This is a genomic window from Actinophytocola xanthii, from assembly GCF_001921205.1.
Taxonomy (GTDB): domain Bacteria; phylum Actinomycetota; class Actinomycetes; order Mycobacteriales; family Pseudonocardiaceae; genus Actinophytocola; species Actinophytocola xanthii.
Genome location: NZ_MSIE01000001.1, coordinates 142,532 through 157,708, shown reverse-complemented (window position 1 = coordinate 157,708; position 15,177 = coordinate 142,532). Strand labels below are relative to the sequence as shown.

17 protein-coding genes are annotated in these 15,177 nt (G+C 71.7%); 11 read left to right on the top strand and 6 right to left on the bottom strand.

Annotation, left to right across the window (positions count from 1 at the left end; translation table 11 throughout):
* Nucleotides 1-90 precede the first annotated feature (90 nt).
* A complete protein-coding gene (locus BU204_RS00785) occupies nt 91-981 on the top strand; it encodes an ABC transporter ATP-binding protein (protein WP_075123527.1) in 891 nt (296 codons plus the stop codon).
* Nucleotides 978-1,826 carry an ABC transporter permease gene (locus tag BU204_RS00780; RefSeq protein WP_075123526.1) on the top strand — a complete coding sequence of 283 codons (849 nt, stop codon included), beginning with the start codon at nt 978-980 and terminating at the stop codon, nt 1,824-1,826. The genes BU204_RS00785 and BU204_RS00780 overlap by 4 nt, the downstream gene beginning before the upstream one ends.
* Before the next feature lie 3 nt (nt 1,827-1,829).
* Here the strand turns inward: BU204_RS00780 and BU204_RS00775 are convergent, their stop codons facing one another.
* A complete protein-coding gene (locus BU204_RS00775; RefSeq protein WP_075123525.1) occupies nt 1,830-2,225 on the bottom strand; it encodes a PPOX class F420-dependent oxidoreductase in 396 nt (131 codons plus the stop codon).
* A 65-nt stretch (nt 2,226-2,290) separates the two neighbouring features.
* Between BU204_RS00775 and BU204_RS00770 the strand changes: the two genes are divergently transcribed.
* A complete protein-coding gene (locus tag BU204_RS00770; protein WP_075123524.1) occupies nt 2,291-2,677 on the top strand; it encodes a winged helix-turn-helix transcriptional regulator in 387 nt (128 codons plus the stop codon).
* A 47-nt stretch (nt 2,678-2,724) separates the two neighbouring features.
* Here BU204_RS00770 and BU204_RS00765 read toward each other — a convergent pair whose 3' ends face one another.
* The 4 genes from BU204_RS00765 to mptB form a co-directional block, all read right to left on the bottom strand.
* Nucleotides 2,725-3,504, bottom strand: coding sequence for an ABC transporter permease (locus BU204_RS00765; protein ID WP_075123523.1), 780 nt, complete (start codon nt 3,502-3,504; stop codon nt 2,725-2,727).
* 175 nt (nt 3,505-3,679) lie between these two features.
* Nucleotides 3,680-4,615 carry an ABC transporter ATP-binding protein gene (locus BU204_RS00760; RefSeq protein WP_075123522.1) on the bottom strand — a complete coding sequence of 312 codons (936 nt, stop codon included), beginning with the start codon at nt 4,613-4,615 and terminating at the stop codon, nt 3,680-3,682.
* A gap of 60 nt (nt 4,616-4,675) precedes the next feature.
* Nucleotides 4,676-5,254 carry a DUF6058 family natural product biosynthesis protein gene (locus tag BU204_RS00755; RefSeq protein WP_075123521.1) on the bottom strand — a complete coding sequence of 193 codons (579 nt, stop codon included), beginning with the start codon at nt 5,252-5,254 and terminating at the stop codon, nt 4,676-4,678.
* 10 nt (nt 5,255-5,264) lie between these two features.
* Nucleotides 5,265-6,863 carry a polyprenol phosphomannose-dependent alpha 1,6 mannosyltransferase MptB gene (mptB, locus tag BU204_RS00750; RefSeq protein ID WP_075123687.1) on the bottom strand — a complete coding sequence of 533 codons (1,599 nt, stop codon included), beginning with the start codon at nt 6,861-6,863 and terminating at the stop codon, nt 5,265-5,267.
* A 95-nt stretch (nt 6,864-6,958) separates the two neighbouring features.
* Here mptB and BU204_RS00745 point away from each other — a divergent pair, with 95 nt between their 5' ends.
* Genes BU204_RS00745 through BU204_RS00710 form a run of 8 tightly spaced genes read left to right on the top strand, consistent with a single transcriptional unit; the run spans nt 6,959 to nt 13,517 of the window.
* Nucleotides 6,959-7,669 (top strand): helix-turn-helix transcriptional regulator, encoded by a 711-nt coding sequence (locus BU204_RS00745; protein ID WP_233158992.1) that lies wholly within the window; start codon nt 6,959-6,961, stop codon nt 7,667-7,669.
* Nucleotides 7,666-9,108 carry a Fe-S cluster assembly protein SufB gene (sufB, locus tag BU204_RS00740; RefSeq protein ID WP_075123519.1) on the top strand — a complete coding sequence of 481 codons (1,443 nt, stop codon included), beginning with the start codon at nt 7,666-7,668 and terminating at the stop codon, nt 9,106-9,108. The genes BU204_RS00745 and sufB overlap by 4 nt, the downstream gene beginning before the upstream one ends.
* Nucleotides 9,109-10,266 (top strand): Fe-S cluster assembly protein SufD, encoded by a 1,158-nt coding sequence (gene sufD / locus BU204_RS00735; RefSeq protein WP_075123518.1) that lies wholly within the window; start codon nt 9,109-9,111, stop codon nt 10,264-10,266.
* Between the two features lie 25 nt (nt 10,267-10,291).
* A complete protein-coding gene (locus BU204_RS00730; protein ID WP_075123517.1) occupies nt 10,292-10,606 on the top strand; it encodes a non-heme iron oxygenase ferredoxin subunit in 315 nt (104 codons plus the stop codon).
* A gap of 25 nt (nt 10,607-10,631) precedes the next feature.
* The gene (gene sufC / locus BU204_RS00725; protein ID WP_075123516.1) at nt 10,632-11,405 is read left to right on the top strand and encodes a Fe-S cluster assembly ATPase SufC; all 774 of its coding nucleotides are present in this window, start codon (nt 10,632-10,634) and stop codon (nt 11,403-11,405) included.
* 29 nt (nt 11,406-11,434) lie between these two features.
* The gene (locus tag BU204_RS00720; RefSeq protein ID WP_075123515.1) at nt 11,435-12,691 is read left to right on the top strand and encodes a cysteine desulfurase; all 1,257 of its coding nucleotides are present in this window, start codon (nt 11,435-11,437) and stop codon (nt 12,689-12,691) included.
* A complete protein-coding gene (gene sufU / locus BU204_RS00715; protein WP_075123514.1) occupies nt 12,688-13,131 on the top strand; it encodes a Fe-S cluster assembly sulfur transfer protein SufU in 444 nt (147 codons plus the stop codon). The genes BU204_RS00720 and sufU overlap by 4 nt, the downstream gene beginning before the upstream one ends.
* Nucleotides 13,128-13,517 carry a metal-sulfur cluster assembly factor gene (locus BU204_RS00710; protein ID WP_075123513.1) on the top strand — a complete coding sequence of 130 codons (390 nt, stop codon included), beginning with the start codon at nt 13,128-13,130 and terminating at the stop codon, nt 13,515-13,517. Before sufU ends, BU204_RS00710 begins: the two co-directional genes overlap by 4 nt.
* 7 nt (nt 13,518-13,524) lie before the next feature.
* Here the strand turns inward: BU204_RS00710 and BU204_RS00705 are convergent, their stop codons facing one another.
* Nucleotides 13,525-15,078, bottom strand: a complete 1,554-nt coding sequence (locus tag BU204_RS00705; protein ID WP_143229228.1) for a hypothetical protein — start codon at nt 15,076-15,078, stop codon at nt 13,525-13,527.
* Nucleotides 15,079-15,177 lie beyond the last annotated feature (99 nt).

Below are 15,177 nucleotides of genomic sequence, written 5' to 3'. Positions count from 1 at the left end.
GAACCCGGTCCACGTGGGCGGTGCGGGGTGGTGACCTTAATTGGCAACCTGGGTTGCCTATTCGCATTTTAGTCAACTATGGTTGCTTGTATGCGAGATGTCGTGCTTGAGGTCGAGGGGCTGGGGATGCGCTACGGGACGAGGGACGTCCTGCGCGAGGTGACGTTTCGGGCGCACCAGGGGGAGGTGCTGGCCCTGCTTGGTCCGAACGGGGCGGGCAAGACCACGACGATCGAGATCCTGGAAGGCTTCCGAATGCGCTCGGCGGGCCGGGTTACGGTGCTCGGCACCGATCCCGCCCATGGGAGCGAACGGTGGCGGGCGCGGGTGGGAGTAGTCCTGCAGTCCTGGCGGGACCACGGACGGTGGCGGGTGCGTGAGCTGCTGGCGCACCTGGGCTCCTGCTACGCCTGCTACTCCACCGACACGGTCACCCGGCCCTGGGACGTCGACGAGCTCGTTGCGGCGGTGGGCCTTACCGAGCAGGCGAGCTCCGCGGTCGGCACGCTGTCCGGCGGGCAACGGCGCCGCCTTGACGTGGCGGTCGGGATCGTGGGCCGGCCCGAGCTGCTGTTCCTCGACGAGCCGACCACCGGCTTCGACCCGCGTGCCCGACGCGAGTTCCACGAGCTCGTCGCGCGTCTCGCCGACCGGGACGCGACGACGATCCTGCTCACCACCCACGACCTGGACGAGGCGGAGAAGCTGGCACACCGCATCGTGATCCTCGACCGCGGGCGGGTCGTCGCGGACGGAACGGCGGCCGAGCTCGCCCGGCGGATAGCCGGCGAGGACGAGGTGCGCTGGCGGCGTGACGGCCGGAGCTTCTCGCGGTCGACCACGGACTCCACCGGGTTCGCCTTCGATCTGTTCCGCCGGCACGGCACGACGGTCAGCGAGCTGGAGATCAGGAGAGCCTCGCTGGAGGACACCTATCTGGCGCTGGTGCGCCAGGCCGAGGCCGCGGGGGTGGGCCGGTGAACCCGACCACGACCGCGCTGCGGGCAGGGTGCTCCCGGGGGCTGATCGAGTTGCGACAGTCCCTGACCAACGCCGGCGAACTGCTCAACCACGTCCTCTGGCCCGTCCTGATGTTGGTAACCCTGTTCTTCGTGCGGGACGTCTCGTTCGGACAGAGCGGGTTCCTGCTCGGCACGTTGGTGCTGCCGAGCATCCTCGGCATGAACGCCGCGATGGCCCTGGTCACCATGAGCCACCTGCTCACCGTCGACCGCGAGGACGGAACCCTGCTGCGGGCGAAGTCGACGCCCAACGGCATGGTGACCTACCTGGTCGGGAAGATCATCTCGGTGTCCGGCGGGCTGGTCGTCGACCTCGCGATCTTCCTGGTCCCGGGGCTGTTCATCATTTCCGGCCTCGCCGTCGGCAGCGTCGGGTCGTGGCTCGCCCTGACGGGGCTGCTGGCGCTGGGCCTGGCGGCGACCCTGCCGATCGGTGCGGTCCTCGGATCGGTGTTCACCAGCGCACGCGACCAGGGGCTGCTCACGCTGCCGATCCTCGGCATGATCGCGATCTCGGGCGTCTTCTACCCGGTCACCTCGATGCCCGAGTGGGTTCAGTGGACGGCCCAGGTCTTCCCGATCTACTGGATGGGCCTGGGCATGCGGGCGGCCCTGCTGCCGGACAGCGCGGTGGGCGTGGAGATCGGGGAGTCCTGGCGGCACGTGGAGACCGTGTGCGCACTGGGGGCGTGGGCGGTGCTCGGCCTGCTGCTGGCGCCGGTGGTCCTCCGGCGGATGGCGCGCCGGGAGTCGGGATCGGCGGTGGCGCGGCGCCGCGAGCGGGCCCAGCGGCGGGTCAGCTGACCGTCAGGCCGAGAAGTGGTGGACCCGGTGCGGGACCACGCGGACGGCCACGCGGGTGACGGTGTCCGGTTCGGTGGGCGGGTCCTCGCCCAGGTACTTGTGCGACACCGCCTTCTGCACCGCGTGGTCGTGGTCCTCGGCCAGCTCGGCGGTGCCGCGGATGTCGACCGACTCGTACGGGTTCTCGAGGTCGAAGACGCTCAGGCTGACCCGCGGGTCGCGGGTGAGGTTGCGGGTCTTCTGCCGGTCGGCGGTGCTGGAGAACACCACCGTGTCCCCGTCGCGCGCGATCCACACCACCGAGGTCTGGGGTGCGCCGCCGGCGGAGAGCGTGGCGACGACGGCGAAGTTCCTGCCGTCGAGCAGCGCGCGGGTGCGCTCGTCGAACGTGATGGCCATGGGTCCTCCTTGTTACGGTCGCCATGATCGGTGAGCGTGCGGGGCGAGCGGAAGAAGGCACTTCCATGTCACGGGGGAACAGCTGTGTGCCCGACCAGGTCGGGAGCGCGGAGGCGTGCACGATCCTCGACGTGCTCGGCCGGGTGAGCGGCAAGTGGAGCATCGGCATCCTGATGGAGACCGCGCACGGCCCGGTGCGTTTCACCGGCCTCGAGCGCGCGATGCCGGGCATCAGCCGCCGGATGCTCACCCTGACCCTGCGCAACCTCGAGCGCGACGGCCTGCTGGAACGGACGGTCCATCCCACGGTGCCGCCGAGGGTCGAGTACACGGCGACGGAGATGGCTCGGGAGCTCTACGAGCACCTGGCCGGCCTGACCCAGTGGGCCGATCGCCACCGGACGGCGGTAGCGGCGGCCCGCGAGGCCTTCGACGACGGCGCGCACCGGTAATACCGCGGTTTCGCGCGCGTTCGTCCTGGCCGCACCTCGGTCGGAGGTCAGGAGAGCTTGGTGGTGCGGGTGGCGAGGGCCGAGGCGGCTGCCGTCCAGGCGAGGAGGGTGGCGACGATCGACCAGTGGGGGGCGGTCCCGGCGGTCAGGGTGGCGTGGAGTCCCTCGGCCAGGGCGCCCGACGGGAGGAGGGTGACCACGTCGGCCCAGGCGTCGGGTAGGGAGGTGGCGGGGACGGCGAGGCCGCCGGCCAGGACGAGGGCGAACCAGACCAGGTTGGCCAGGGCCAGGACGATCTCGGCTTTGAGGGCGCCGCCCAGCAGGACGCCCAGGGCGCCGAAGGCGAGAGTGCCCAGCAGGACCAGGAGCACCGCCCAGAGCAGGCCGGCGGGGGACGGGGACCAACCCAGGAGCGCGGCCACCACGCCGAGCACCACCAGCTGGACGGCCACCACCACGAGGGCCGCGGCGGTGCGGCCGGCCAGGAGGAGCCAGCGGGGCAGCGCCGTAGCGGCGAGGCGTTTGAGGACGCCGTAGCGGCGGTCGAACCCGAGGGCGATGGCCTGCCCGGTGAAGGCCGAGGACATGACCGCGAGGGCGAAGATCCGCGGGGTCACCGAGTCGACCCTCGGCTCGGGGAGGGTGAAGACGTCCAGCACGGTCAAGCCCACCAGCAGGGCCAGCGGGATCAGCAGCGTGAGCAGGATCTGCTCGCCGTTGCGCAGGGTCAGCATCGCCTCGGTGCGGGCGTGGGTCGCGAGCATGTGGGCGACCCGGCCTCGGCCGGGGGCGGGCCGGAACGTGCCGGCGGGGAACGTCGTCGTCATGGCAACACCGTCGGTGCGGGCGCCGTCGTGGTGGGCGCGGTGTGGGGGTGCGCGGTCGGGGCGTGCGGGGTCTGGATGGGCTTCGTCGTGGCGGGCGCGGTTGTGGCGGGCGCGGTTGTGGCGGGCGCGGTTGTGGCGGGTGTGGTCGCCGTGGGCGCGGTCTGGGCAGGCACCCTCATCGGAGTTCGCGGCCTGTCAGGTCCAGGAAGACGTCTTCCAGGCTGCGGCGGCCGACGTGGAGCTCCTCGGCCAGGACGCCTTGTTGGGCGCACCACGCGGTCACCGCCGACACCACCTGGGGGTCGATGCGCCCCGACAGGAGGTAGGCGCCGGGTGTGGGCTCGTGGACCCGGCAGCCGTCGGGAAGGGCGGCGCACAGTTGGCTCGTGTCCATGTGGGGGCGTGCCCGGAAGCGGAGCTGGGCGGCGTCCTCCGTCTCCGCCGTCAGCTGGCGGGGGGTGCCCTCGGCCACCACCCGGCCGCGGTCGACGATCACCACCTGGTCGGCGAGCTCCTCGGCCTCCTCCATCGCGTGCGTGGTCAGCAGCACGCTCACCCCGTCCGCCCGCAGCGCCCCCACCAGCTCCCACACCAGCCGCCGGGCCTGGGGGTCCATTCCCGCCGTCGGCTCGTCCAGGAACACCAGCTCCGGGCGGCCCACCAGCGCGCAGGCCAGCGACAGGCGCTGCTGCTGGCCGCCGGAGAGCCGCTTGAACGGCGTGCGCCGGGCGGAGGTCAACCCGAGCACGTCCAACAGCCACGCCGGCGACAGCGGGTTCGCCGCGCACGCCGCGACCAGCGCGAGCATCTCCTCGGCCCGCACCCCGGGGTAGGCCCCGCCGCCCTGGGGCATCACGCCGACCCGCGGGCGCAGGGCCTCGGCGTGGGTGGCCGGGTCGAGGCCGAGCACGCTGACCGAGCCGGCGTCGCGCCGCTGGAAGCCCTCGCAGATCTCGACGGTCGTGGTCTTGCCAGCGCCGTTCGGGCCGAGCAGCGCGAGCACCGTGCCCTGGTCGAGGCGCAGGCTCAGGCCGTCGACAGCGGTGGTCTGGCCGAAGCGCTTGACCAGTCCGGAGACGTCCACCGCGGGGGCGGAGGTGCGTGCGCTCACGACGGTAAGGCTAGGACGTGCCCCTTCGGTGACGAACGAAGCCCCGTGAATCGTCCAAGCTCATGCTCCCTGGAGGGTGAAGGCGTCCGGGAAGCGCGCCCGGACGCGGGTGATGCAGCGGTCACGCGTGGTGTCGCCCCAGCGCTGGCGGTCGTAGTCGGTGAACGGGCGCTCGAGCCCGTCCAGCTCGTCGACCGCGCCGCGTAACTCCGCCTGCCAGCCGCGGTCCTCCGGCGACGGCTCGGCGAGCAGCCGCTCGATCGTGTCGAGCAGGCGGCCCTTCGCCACGATGGCCTCGGGCGTCACCTCACGCAGGCACACGCCGAACTCCCCGGACAGGTAGCCCGCCCAGGCCTCGTCCACGTCCTGCGCCGAACCCGCCGCCAGGCACCGCGAGCGGAAGTGCGCCGGCAGCTCCTCGACCGAGCCCGCGGCGTCGAGCAGGGCGAAGTAGTCCGGCGGGAACCGCGCCTCGCCGGAGGGCAGGACGTAGGTGGCCCGGGGTAACCGGCCGGCCTCGATCAGCCGGCTCACCTCCACGACGCTCTCCGCGCGGCCGTGGCACAGCTCGCCGAGCGTGCGGTACTCGGCGATCACGTAGCGGATGTCCGACTCGGTGAAGGTGGGTGGGGTGGCCATGCGTGCGACGCTAGGCGGGGGCACCGACAGTTTCCGGCCGCCGGCGCGGGCTGGTGGGGACATACCGTCTCACCAGCAACAACGCCATGGCGACGACGATCAACGCACCCGCGTAGGCGTAGGGGAGCTGGTAGGTGCGCCCGTCGAAGGTGCTGCCGGTCGGCGGCAGGGCGACCGCGAAGCCCGCGCTGATGGCCGTCGCCATGGTCCGGAAGCGGATGTTGCCCGCGGCCACCGCGAGCGGCAGCGCCGCCCACAGCAGGTACCAGGGCTGCACCGTCGCGCCGAACACCAGCACCGCGCCGAGCGCGGCACCCAGGCCGATCATCGGGCGCAGCCGCCACCGGAAGCCGTCGAGCAGCAGCTTCGCCGCGAGCAGCGGTCCGAGCAGCGTGCCGACCATCCGGCTGACCGTGATCGCCGCGTCGATGTGGTTGCCCAGTCCGAGCAGGATCCCGAGACCGCCCGCGCCGAAGCCGAGCGCGGTCATCGGTGCCATCCAGGACTTGATCGCGTTCGCCGTGTTCAGCGTCATCGTCCAGCCGTAGCCGAGCCCGCTGCCGAGCGAGGCGATCGTCAGCACGCCGAGGAAGATCACCATCAGCGCGGCCCCGGTCGCGAACAGGTGCTTCCACTGCCCGCCGAGCCGGCGGGCGATCATCACGCCCAGGAAGCCGAGGGCCAGCGCGGCGGGGATCTTCACCGCCGCGCCCAGGGTGATCACGGTGGCCCCGATGCCGTACCAGAGCAGCTCGCCGCGCCGCCAGGGCGGGAACGGGCCGTCCGGCCCGCACCGGGGCATCCGGCGCAGCGCCAGCTCGATGCCGACCAGCATCAGCCCGATCGCCAGCGCCTCGTTGTGCACGCCGACGACCAGGTGGAACAGCACGAGCGGGTTGGCGGCGCCGAGCCAGAGTGCGCTCACCGGGTTGATCCCGAAGCACCGGGCCAGCCGCGGCAGCGCCCACACGATCATCGCGAAGCCGACCAGCGCGAGCAGCCGGTGGAATGCCACGCCCATCACCACGTGGTCGCCGGTGACCCAGTTGATGGCCTTCCCGACCACGATGAACAGCGGTCCGTACGGCGAGGGCGTGTCCCGCCACATGGTCGGCACGCCCTGGGTGAGCGGGTCGCCGACGCCAAGGGCCTCGGCCGGGCCCACCGTGTAGGGGTCGAGCCCCCGGGCCGCGATCTCGCTCTGCGCCAGGTAGCTGTAGACGTCCTTGGAGAACATCGGCACGGTGAACACCAGCGGCGCGGTCCACATCAGCAGCGTCCGCGCCATCTGCGGCAGCGAGACCATGCGGTCGCGGCCGGGCAGCGAGAGCCGACCGAGACCGAGCCAGGCGAGTACGATCATGAACACGCCGACGAACGCGATGGTCAGCGACACCGTCGTCATCCGGCTGAACATGCCGAAGACCGGGATCCGCCAGACCGGGTTGAACACGGGCGCCGCGCCGGCACCCAGCGAGCCGACGGCCAGCAGGAGGGCGCCGACCGTGCCGAACCGGCGGATGACGTCGAGCTGACGGCGCTCGCGGGCGTCCAGGGCGCCGGGCGAGCGCCGATCGGTGTTCTCGCGCACCGTGTCTCCCGCCACCACGTGCGAAGCGTAGCGAGGGCCGGTCGGGGTGAGCCCGCTCACCTCTGGGTCGGGGCGGCTTTGCTCCACCCCGCGAAATAGGACACACTGGTGTTGTGAAAAACGAGCAGCTGGCCGAGGGCCGCACCAGGCATGGTGTGGCGCGCCTGCTGCTGGAGGAGGGCCCGATCACGGCGGCCGCGGTCGCCGAGACCCTCGGGCTCAGTCCGGCGGCGGTGCGCCGGCACCTCGACACGCTGGTCGCGAACGGCGAGGCGGAGTTCCGCGACGCCCCACGCCGCGGTCAGCGGGGTCGCGGGCGGCCGGCCAAGCTCTGGCTGCTCACCGAGACCGGACGGGCCAGGTTCGGCCACGCCTACGACGACCTCGCCATCGCGGCGATCAGGTTCGTCGCCGAGGGCGGGGGTGAGTCGGCGGTCCGGCAGTTCGCCGAGCGTCGGGTGGCCTCGTTGGTCGACCCGCACCGTCCGTCGGTCACCGACAAGACGGAGCTGGCCGAGCGGGCCAAGGCCCTCGCGGCCGCGCTCACCAGGGAGGGTTACGCTGCGTCGACGCGGCGGGTCGGGACCGGGGAGCAGCTCTGCCAGCACCACTGCCCGGTCGCGCACGTCGCGGCCGAGTTCCCCCAGCTGTGCGAGGTCGAGACGGAGATGTTCGCCGACCTGCTGGGCACCCACGTCCAACGCCTCTCGACCATCGCGCGCGGCGACGCCGCGTGCACCACACACGTACCGCTCAGCGGCACCGAACTCGCTGCGCGGCCACACCCGACCGCTCCCACCACGACCGAAGGGACGCCTTCATGACCACCGCCCCGGAGCGCGCAGGATCACCGCCGCTGACGCAGGAGGAGACGCTCGCCTCCCTCGGCCGCTACCAGTTCGGCTGGGCCGACTCCGACGTCGCCGGTGCCTCCGCGCAGCGCGGCCTGTCCGAGGCCGTCGTCAGGGACATCTCGGCCAAGAAGGGCGAGCCGGAGTGGATGCTCGAGTCCCGGCTCAAGGGGCTCCAGCTCTTCGACCGCAAGCCGATGCCGAACTGGGGCGCCGACCTGTCCGGCATCGACTTCGACACGATCAAGTACTTCGTGCGCTCGACCGAGAAGCAGGCCCAGAGCTGGGAGGACCTGCCCGAGGACATCAAGAACACCTACGACAAGCTGGGCATCCCGGAGGCCGAGAAGGCTCGCCTGGTGTCCGGTGTCGCCGCGCAGTACGAGTCCGAGGTGGTCTACCACAAGATCAACGAGGAGCTCGAGAAGCAGGGCGTGATCTTCCTCGACACCGACACCGGTCTCAAGGAGCACCCCGAGCTGTTCGAGGAGTACTTCGGCTCGGTCATCCCGCACGGTGACAACAAGTTCTCGGCGCTCAACGGCGCCGTGTGGTCCGGCGGCTCGTTCATCTACGTCCCCAAGGGCGTGCACGTCGAGATCCCGCTGCAGGCCTACTTCCGGATCAACACCGAGAACATGGGCCAGTTCGAGCGGACGCTGATCATCGTCGACGAGGGTGCCTACGTGCACTACGTCGAGGGCTGCACCGCGCCGATCTACTCGTCGGACTCGCTGCACTCCGCGGTCGTCGAGATCATCGTGAAGAAGGGCGGCCGCTGCCGCTACACCACGATCCAGAACTGGTCGAACAACGTCTACAACCTGGTCACCAAGCGCGCCAAGGCCGAAGAGGGCGCGACCATGGAGTGGATCGACGGCAACATCGGCTCCAAGGTCACGATGAAGTACCCGTCGGTGTTCCTCATGGGCGAGCACGCCAAGGGCGAGGTGCTCTCGATCGCCTTCGCCGGCGAGGGCCAGCACCAGGACGCGGGCGCCAAGATGGAGCACCTCGCGCCGCACACCTCCTCGACGATCGTGTCGAAGTCGGTGGCGCGCGGCGGCGGCCGGACCTCCTACCGGGGTCTGGTGAAGGTCGCCAAGCGCGCCCACCACTCGAAGTCCACGGTCAAGTGCGACGCGCTGCTGGTCGACCAGATCAGCCGCAGCGACACCTACCCGTACGTCGACATCCGCACCGACGACGTGTCGATGGGCCACGAGGCCACGGTCTCCAAGGTCAGCGAGGACCAGCTGTTCTACCTGATGTCCCGCGGCCTGACCGAGGACGAGGCGATGGCGATGGTCGTGCGCGGCTTCGTCGAGCCGATCGCGCGCGAGCTGCCGATGGAGTACGCGCTGGAGCTGAACCGGCTCATCGAGCTGCAGATGGAAGGGGCCGTCGGATAGATGAGCCAGGCAACACAGACACCGCACTCGCACGGGGCGGTGGTCCCCGCCGCGTCCCGGGCCGAGCAGTTCGCCTCGTTCGACGTCGAGGCGTTCGAGGTCCCGGGCGGCCGTGAGGAGATCTGGCGCTTCACGCCGATGAAGCGGCTGCGCGGTCTGCACGACGGCACCGCGGTCGCCGCCGGCGAGCTGTCCGTCGAGGTCGCCGGCGACGACGTCCGGGTCGAGACCGTCGGCCGCGACGACGAGCGGCTCGGCCAGGGCGGGACCCCGGCCGACCGGATCGCGGCCCAGGCCTACTCGTCGTTCACCCGCGCCACGGTCGTGACCGTGCCCAAGGAGGTCCGGGCCGGCGTCACCACGGTGACGATCACCGGTCCGGGCGAGGGCCAGGTCGCCTACGGGCACCTGCAGGTGCGGGCCGAGCGGTTCGCCGAGGGCGTCGTCGTGCTCGACCACCGCGGCGGCGGCACGGTCGCCGACAACGTGGAGCTCGTCGTCGAGGATGGCGCCAAGCTCACCGTGGTCAGCGTGCACGACTGGGCCGACGACGCGGTGCAGGTCTCCGCGCACCACGCGCGGCTCGGCCGGGACGCGATCCTGCGCCACCACCTCGTGGCACTGGGTGGCGACCTCGTCCGGATCAGCCCGACGGTGACCTACGCCGGCCCCGGCGGCGACGCTGAGCTCAACGGCCTGTACTTCGCCGACGCGGGTCAGCACATCGAGCTGCGCACGTTCGCCGACCACGCCCAGCCCAACTGCCGGTCCAACGTGGTCTACAAGGGCGCGCTGCAGGGCGAGGACGCGCGGACGGTCTGGATCGGTGACGTGTTGATCCGCGCCGCGGCCGAGGGCACCGAGACCTTCGAGCTGAACCGCAACCTGGTGCTGACCGAGGGCGCGCGCGCCGACTCGGTGCCGAACCTGGAGATCGAGACCGGCGAGATCGCGGGCGCCGGGCATGCCAGCGCGACCGGCCGCTTCGACGACGAGCAGCTGTTCTACCTGCAGGCTCGCGGCATCCCGGAGGGCGTCGCGCGCCGGCTGGTGGTGCGCGGCTTCTTCCACGAGCTGCTGATGAAGATCACCGTCCCGGAGATCCGGGAACGGCTCGAGGCAGCGATCGAGGCGGAGCTGGAGGCGGTCGGGGCATGACCGGGCGCACCCCCGGGGGCGCCCGGTGAGCAGGGCCTGCGCGCTGTCGGAGCTGGACGAGGGCAAGCCGCTCGGCGTCGAGGTCGACGGCGAGCCGGTCGTGCTCGTGCGGCAGGGCGACACCGTGCACGCGCTGCGCGACGAGTGCTCGCACGCGACGCTCGCCCTGTCCGAGGGCGAGGTGACGCGCAAGGGCGTCGAGTGCTGGCTGCACGGGTCCTGCTTCGACCTGCGGACCGGTGCTCCGTCCTCGCCCCCGGCCACCGAACCGGTGGACGTCTTCCCGGTCGAGATCCGCGACGGTGAGGTCCATGTGGACGTCACCACCACCACGAACTGACTTATCACCAAGGAGAACGCACGACATGGCCACGCTGGAGATCAAGGATCTGCACGTCTCGGTCACCGCGGACGAGAGCGCGAAGGAGATCCTGTCCGGGGTCAACCTGACGATCAACGCGGGTGAGACGCACGCGATCATGGGCCCGAACGGGTCCGGCAAGTCCACCCTGTCCTACGCGGTCGCCGGCCACCCCAAGTACGAGGTGACCTCCGGTGAGGTGCTGCTCGACGGCGAGGACGTGCTGTCGATGAGCGTCGACGAGCGGGCCAGGGCCGGCCTGTTCCTCGCCATGCAGTACCCGGTCGAGGTGCCGGGCGTGTCCATGTCGAACTTCCTGCGCACCGCGGCCACCGCGGTCCGCGGCGAGGCGCCGAAGCTGCGCCACTGGGTCAAGGAGGTCAAGGAGGCCATGGCCGACCTCGACATCGACCCGGCGTTCGCCGAGCGCTCGGTGAACGAGGGCTTCTCCGGCGGTGAGAAGAAGCGCCACGAGATCCTGCAGCTGGCGCTGCTGCGCCCGAAGATCGCCATCCTGGACGAGACGGACTCCGGCCTCGACGTGGACGCGCTGCGGGTGGTCAGCGAGGGCATCAACCGGGTCAAGGCCGGTGGCGAGGTCGGCGTCATGCTGATCACCCACTACACCCGCATCCTGCGCCACATCACCCCGGACTTCGTGCACGTGTTCGCCGGCGGCCGGATCGTCGAGTCGGGTGGGTCCGAGCTCGCCGACCAGCTCGAGGAGCACGGCTACGTCCGGTTCACCGGAAAGCAGGAGCCGGCCGCGATCGGCTGACGCGCATTCTTCGAAACGAGGTTCCCGAGGTGACCACCACAGTCGCACCCCTGGACGTCGAGACGATCCGCAAGGACTTCCCGATCCTGTCCCGGACCGTGCACGGCGACCGGCCGCTGGTGTACCTGGACAACGCGGCGACGTCGCAGAAACCGCGCCAGGTCCTCGACGCGATCGTCCGCTACTACGAGACGTCCAACGCCAACGTGCACCGCGGCGTCCACTCGCTGGCCGAGGAGGCCACGGCGCTGTACGAGGGCGCCCGGGACAAGGTCGCCGCGTTCGTCAACGCGCCGAGCCGCGACGAGGTGGTCTTCACCAAGAACTCCTCCGAGGCGATGAACCTGGTCGCCCGCGTGCTCGGCGAGGCGGGCCCCGGCTACCGGGTCGGTGCCGGCGACGAGATCGTCATCACCGAGATGGAGCACCACTCCAACATCGTGCCCTGGCACCAGCTCGCGGAGCGGACCGGCGCGACCCTGAAGTGGTTCCGGATCACCGACGAGGGCCGGCTCGACCTGTCCGACCTGGACAGTGTGATCACCGAGCGGACGAAGATCGTCTCGATGGTGCACGTGTCGAACCTGCTCGGCACGATCAACCCCGTCGAGCGGGTCATCGCCCGCGCCCGCGAGGTCGGTGCGCTGGTGCTGCTCGACGCGTCGCAGTCCGTGCCGCACATGCCGGTCGACGTCGCCGCGCTCGGCGCCGACTTCGTCGCGTTCACCGGGCACAAGATGCTCGGCCCGACCGGGATCGGCGTGCTGTGGGGCCGGCTGCCCCTGCTCCAGGAGCTGCCGCCGTTCCTCGGTGGCGGCGAGATGATCGCCGCGGTGACCATGGAGCGGTCCACCTACGCCGAGCCGCCGCACAAGTTCGAGGCCGGCACCCCGCCGATCGCCGAGGCGGTCGGCCTCGGCGCGGCCGTGGACTACCTGACGGCGGTGGGCATGCCGGCGATCGCCGCGCACGAGCACGGGCTGACCGAGTACGTGCTCGAGGCGTTGTCCTCAGTGGAGGGTGTGCGGATCGTTGGGCCGCCGACGGCCCAGGACCGCGTCGCCGAGGTGTCGTTCACCTTCGGTGACATCCACCCGCACGACGTGGGCCAGCTCCTCGACGCGCAGGGCGTGGCCGTCCGGGTGGGTCACCACTGCGCCCGGCCGGCCGTGCTCCGGTACGGAATTCCGGCGACCACCAGAGCGTCGTTCTACCTGTACAACACGCGCGCCGAGGTCGACGCGCTGGTGGCAGGACTGGCGCAGGTGAGGAAGGTCTTCGGATGAACATCGAGTCGATGTACCAGGAGATCATCCTGGACCACTACAAGAACCCGCACGGGCGAGGGCTGCGCGACCCGTACGACGCGGAGTCCTTCCAGGTCAACCCGACCTGCGGGGACGAGGTGACCCTGCGCGTCGCGGTGGAGCAGGACCGGATCGGCGACGTCTCCTACGAGGGGCAGGGCTGCTCGATCAGCCAGGCCTCGACGAGCGTGCTGACCGACCTGGTCACCGGCCGCAGCGTGGACGAGGCCCTGACCACGATGGACGCCTTCGTCGAGATGGTGCAGGGCCGGGGCAAGGTCGAACCGGACGAGGACGTCCTCGAGGACGGGGTGGCCTTCGCCGGGGTGGCGAAGTACCCGGCGCGCGTGAAGTGCGCGCTGCTGGGATGGATGGCGTTCAAGGACGCGGTGTCGCGAGTCGAAGGAGCTGCCCGATGAGCACCGAGGAAGTCGCCCGCGGCGTAGAGTCGCTCCCCGAGCCCCCGGCCCCCAGGGCGGACGTGGCCGCGATCGAGGACCTCGAGGAGGCCATGCGCGACGTGGTCGACCCCGAGCTGGGCATCAACGTCGTCGACCTCGGCCTGGTCTACGACATCCGGGTGGAGGAGGACAACACCGCCACCCTGGACATGACGCTGACCTCGGCCGCCTGCCCGCTGACCGACGTGATCGAGGACCAGACGCGCGCGGCCCTCACCTCGGGCCCCGGCGGCGGGCTGGTGGACGACTTCCGGATCAACTGGGTGTGGATGCCCCCGTGGGGTCCGGAGAAGATCACCGACGACGGCCGCGAGCAGCTGCGGGCGCTCGGCTTCACCCTCTGAGTCCTGGTCAGGGCCCGGCCCAGGAGTTGCACGCGGACAGCTGTCTGCTCCCGGCGCCGCGCTCCAGCCAGTCCGCGGCCGCCGCCGGCGCGTCCACCTCGATGAGGCGCTGCCCGATCTCGACGAAGATGTTGGCGTCCACCGAGCCGCGCTCGGCCATGGCACCCGCGGCGACGCCGGCGAGGCAGACCGCCTGCTGGCTCGCGCGCGTGGCGACGTCCTCCTCGGTGGCACCGGCGGCCGTGGCCGCGTCGTAGAGCTCGGCGAACCCGGAGGCCTCCTGGAGCGCCCGCGCGTACTCGCGCAGGAACACGCCGAAGTACCGGCCGGGGTAGCGGCCGTTGCCCTCGACGTCGCGCAGGTGGGCCGGGGTCATGTAGACCGTCCCCGCGCACTGGGTCGCCGGCGCGGCGGGCCCGATCTCGCCGCACGGGGTGTCGACGGGTGTGCCGGTGACCGTGCGCACCTCGACCGGAACCGTGTCGAAACCGGCCTCCGCGAACAGCCCGCCGAACGCCGCGTCCGCACAGACCTCCGTGGCCTCGTAGAAGGCGGCCTGCGCCTCGTCCTCGATGGCGAAGGTGGGCAGGTCGCAGGTCGACTCCGGCATGACGGTGGTCGAGGTGGACAGCGGGTGGCCGGCCAGGTCGGCGAAGGCGCCGTTCGGCGCGGCCGTGGTGGTGGTCGTCGTGGTCGTCGTCGTGGTCGGTTCGCCGGGTGGGGTGGGCTGCGTGGGCGAGGGCAGCTCCGGGATGTTCAGGGCGAGCGGCGTGCCGGTGAGGCGGCTGACCGGGGGGTTGGCCGCGAGCACGGCGAGCCCGGTGACCAGGCCGAGCGCCAACATCACGGCGACGGTGAGGGAGATGTAGTACACCGGTGGCCTGGGCGGGGGCGGCTCGAGGGGCGGGCGGGTGCGCCGGGGTTCGGGCGGGGCGGGGGAGTCGTCGAGGAGGTCGGTGAGCGGCCAACTGTCGGTGGCGGGGCCGGTCGGGTCGACCGCCGGGTCGGTGGGTGGGGCGCTGATCGTCGGCGGGTCGAGGGTGGCGGGGGCGCGGCGTTCGGCGACCGTGGGCGGGTCGAGGTTCTCGACGGTGGCTGGTTCCCGACCTTCGGGTGAGGGTGGCGGCGCGAGGGCCGGCTCCCACACGGTGTGCCGGTCGGCGCTGGGGGGTGAGGTCGGCTCCCAGGTCGTGGGCGGTGGGGTGGTGGGGTCGTGGGGGTTGGCTGGTGTGGCTGGCTCTCCGGGCGTGGGCGGGTCGGTGGGGTGCGGGAAGGTGGGGGGAGCGCCGGGTGACGTCGCTGGCTCCGCGGCCGTGGCTGGGTCGGTGGCCGACAGGGCTGGCTCTCTGGCCGTGGGCGTGGGCGGGGTGGGGGGAGCGGTGCCGGGTGAGGTCGCTGGCTCCGCGGCGGTGGCTGGGTCGGGGGGCGGTGGGGTGAACGGCTCCCACGGGCTGGGCGCGGCCGGCCTGCTCGGCGGGGAGGGGTCGGTGGCCCGGGGGGTGAACGGGTCCCAGGGGGTGGGCTGTGCGGCCGTGGGCTCGTTGGGGGTGGGCGGGGGCACGGGAGGTTCCTCGGCGCCACCGCCGCCTGGTGTGTGCTGGTGTGTCATCCACCCCTCACTCTCCGCTGCCAGGAGCGTAACCCGCATCACTCCTCCGAG

Coding starts and splice junctions, on each gene's coding strand:
- sufU (WP_075123514.1), top strand. CDS start 12,688: ATGAACATCGAGTCGATGTACCAGGAGATCATCCTGGACCACTACAAG.
- BU204_RS00785 (WP_075123527.1), top strand. CDS start 91: ATGCGAGATGTCGTGCTTGAGGTCGAGGGGCTGGGGATGCGCTACGGG.
- sufC (WP_075123516.1), top strand. CDS start 10,632: ATGGCCACGCTGGAGATCAAGGATCTGCACGTCTCGGTCACCGCGGAC.
- BU204_RS00755 (WP_075123521.1), bottom strand. CDS start 5,254: ATGGCCACCCCACCCACCTTCACCGAGTCGGACATCCGCTACGTGATC.
- sufB (WP_075123519.1), top strand. CDS start 7,666: ATGACCACCGCCCCGGAGCGCGCAGGATCACCGCCGCTGACGCAGGAG.
- BU204_RS00710 (WP_075123513.1), top strand. CDS start 13,128: ATGAGCACCGAGGAAGTCGCCCGCGGCGTAGAGTCGCTCCCCGAGCCC.
- BU204_RS00765 (WP_075123523.1), bottom strand. CDS start 3,504: ATGACGACGACGTTCCCCGCCGGCACGTTCCGGCCCGCCCCCGGCCGA.
- BU204_RS00770 (WP_075123524.1), top strand. CDS start 2,291: ATGTCACGGGGGAACAGCTGTGTGCCCGACCAGGTCGGGAGCGCGGAG.
- BU204_RS00775 (WP_075123525.1), bottom strand. CDS start 2,225: ATGGCCATCACGTTCGACGAGCGCACCCGCGCGCTGCTCGACGGCAGG.
- sufD (WP_075123518.1), top strand. CDS start 9,109: ATGAGCCAGGCAACACAGACACCGCACTCGCACGGGGCGGTGGTCCCC.